1 rRNA gene is annotated in these 3,265 nt (G+C 54.8%); it reads left to right on the top strand.

The annotated features are described in order from the left end of the window. Positions 1-45: 45 nt before the first annotated feature. Positions 46-3,174, top strand: a 23S ribosomal RNA gene (locus AC1DIP_RS22090). Positions 3,175-3,265 lie beyond the last annotated feature (91 nt).

The raw sequence follows: 3,265 nt of genomic DNA, 5'->3' as shown, positions 1-3,265 counted from the left end.
CAGTTTCTGTGGTTCTCTCGAGTGTTTTTTGTTTTTGATCTTTGTGGTCAAGTTTTTAAGAGCACACGGTGGATGCCTTGGCATTAGGAGCCGAAGAAGGACGTAGGAATCTGCGATAAGCCTGGGGGAGTCGATAACCGGACTGTGATCCCAGGGTGTCCGAATGGGGAAACCCCGCYAAGCGCGCGAGTGACTTGGTGACCCGTACCTGAACACATAGGGTGCGTGGGGGGAACGCGGGGAAGTGAAACATCTCAGTACCCGCAGGAAGAGAAAACAATAGTGATTCCGTTAGTAGTGGCGAGCGAACGCGGATCAGGCTAAACCGTTCCATGTGTGATAGCCGGCGGGCGTTGCATGGTCGGGGTTGTGGGACTTTCCATACCAGTTCTGCCGGGCTGGTGGGGTGTGATGTGCGCGCATAGGTGAACGGTTTTGAAAGGCCGGCCAGAGAGGGTGTTAGTCCCGTAACCGTAATGTGTTTGTACCGCCTGTGAGAGTATCCCAAGTAGTACGGGGCCCGAGAAATCCCGTGCGAATCTGTCAGGACCACCTGATAAGCCTAAATACTCCCTAATGACCGATAGCGGACCAGTACCGTGAGGGAAAGGTGAAAAGTACCCCGGGAGGGGAGTGAAACAGTACCTGAAACCGTGTGCTTACAATCCGTCGGAGCCAGTCTGATTCTGGTGACGGCGTGCCTTTTGAAGAATGAGCCTGCGAGTTAGTGTTACGTCGCGAGGTTAACCCGTGTGGGGCAGCCGTAGCGAAAGCGAGTCTGAATAGGGCGTGTGAGTGGCGTGATCTAGACCCGAAGCGAAGTGATCTACCCATGGCCAGGTTGAAGCGACGGTAAGACGTCGTGGAGGACCGAACCCACTTCAGTTGAAAATGGAGGGGATGAGCTGTGGGTAGGGGTGAAAGGCCAATCAAACTTCGTGATAGCTGGTTCTCCCCGAAATGCATTTAGGTGCAGCGTTGCGTGTTTCTTGCTGGAGGTAGAGCTACTGGATGGCTAATGGGCCCTACAAGGTTACTGACGTCAGCCAAACTCCGAATGCCGGTAAGTGAGAGCGCAGCAGTGAGACTGTGGGGGATAAGCTTCATAGTCGAGAGGGAAACAGCCCAGACCACCAACTAAGGCCCCTAAGCGTGTGCTAAGTGGGAAAGGATGTGGAGTTGCCCAGACAACCAGGAGGTTGGCTTAGAAGCAGCCACCCTTAAAAGAGTGCGTAATAGCTCACTGGTCAAGTGATTCCGCGCCGACAATGTAGCGGGGCTCAAGTACACCGCCGAAGTTGTGGCATTCACATATGTTCCTAGCCTTCGTGGTTCAGGAGTGTGGATGGGTAGGGGAGCGTCGTGTGGGCGGTGAAGCTGCGGTGTAAACCAGTGGTGGAGCCTACACGAGTGAGAATGCAGGCATGAGTAGCGAAAGACGGGTGAGAAACCCGTCCGCCGAATGATCAAGGGTTCCAGGGTCAAGCTAATCTGCCCTGGGTAAGTCGGGACCTAAGGCGAGGCCGACAGGCGTAGTCGATGGACAACGGGTTGATATTCCCGTACCGGCGAAAAACCGTCCATGTTGAACAGGGGATACTAACCGCCCGAGACCTGCCCGATMMCCCTTGTGGTGTGAGGGTTTTGGTGGAGCGCGGGACCTGATCCTGGGAGGCAAGCGTATTAACAGGTGTGACGCAGGAAGGTAGCCGAGCCGGGCGATGGTTGTCCCGGTCTAAGGATGTAGGGCGAGTGGTAGGCAAATCCGCCACTCATGGTGCCTGAGATCTGATGGGACCCCCGTTTGGGGGGATTTGGTGATCCTATGCTGCCGAGAAAAGCATCGACGCGAGGTTTTAGCCGCCCGTACCCCAAACCGACACAGGTGATCAGGTAGAGAATACTAAGGCGATCGAGAGAATTATGGTTAAGGAACTCGGCAAAATGCCCCCGTAACTTCGGGAGAAGGGGGGCCCCAACCTTGAACGGACTACGCGTCCGGGAGGGGATCGGGGCCGCAGAGACCAGGGGGAAGCGACTGTTTACTAAAAACACAGGTCCGTGCGAAGTCGCAAGACGATGTATACGGACTGACTCCTGCCCGGTGCTGGAAGGTTAAGAGGACCGGTTAGCCTCACGGCGAAGCTGAGAATTTAAGCCCCAGTAAACGGCGGTGGTAACTATAACCATCCTAAGGTAGCGAAATTCCTTGTCGGGTAAGTTCCGACCTGCACGAATGGAGTAACGACTTCCCCGCTGTCTCAACCATAAACTCGGCGAAATTGCAGTACGAGTAAAGATGCTCGTTACGCGCAGCAGGACGGAAAGACCCCGAGACCTTTACTATAGTTTGGTATTGGTGTTCGGAGTGGCTTGTGTAGGATAGGTGGGAGACGTTGAAGCCCGGACGCCAGTTCGGGTGGAGTCATCGTTGAAATACCACTCTGGTCACTTTGGACATCTAACTTCGGCCCGTAATCCGGGTCAGGGACAGTGCCTGATGGGTAGTTTAACTGGGGCGGTTGCCTCCTAAAAAGTAACGGAGGCGCCCAAAGGTTCCCTCAGCCTGGTTGGCAATCAGGTGTCGAGTGTAAGTGCACAAGGGAGCTTGACTGTGAGAGAGACATCTCGAGCAGGGACGAAAGTCGGGACTAGTGATCCGGCGGTACATTGTGGAATGGCCGTCGCTCAACGGATAAAAGGTACCTCGGGGATAACAGGCTGATCTTGCCCAAGAGTCCATATCGACGGCATGGTTTGGCACCTCGATGTCGGCTCGTCGCATCCTGGGGCTGGAGTAGGTCCCAAGGGTTGGGCTGTTCGCCCATTAAAGCGGTACGCGAGCTGGGTTTAGAACGTCGTGAGACAGTTCGGTCCCTATCCGCTGCGCGCGCAGGAAATTTGAGAAGGGCTGTCCTTAGTACGAGAGGACCGGGACGGACGAACCTCTGGTGTGTCAGTTGTACTGCCAAGTGCACCGCTGATTAGCTACGTTCGGATGGGATAACCGCTGAAAGCATCTAAGCGGGAAGCTCGCTTCAAGATGAGATTTCCATACACATTTATGTGTGAGAGGCCCCCAGCCAGACCACTGGGTTGATAGGCCGGATGTGGAAGCGAGGACTAACGACTCGTGAAGCTGACCGGTACTAATAGGCCAACAACTTACACCACACAGAAAAACATTCTGCTTGCGTCCACTATGTGGTTCCCAACCAACAACCCCGTCAACACACGGGGCACGGCAGGAACCAACAACTAAATA

The sequence above is a fragment of the Pseudarthrobacter sp. 05T312 genome (assembly GCF_056396685.1).
Note: the sequence above shows the minus strand (reverse complement) of the source record. Positions and strands in the feature narration are given on the sequence as shown.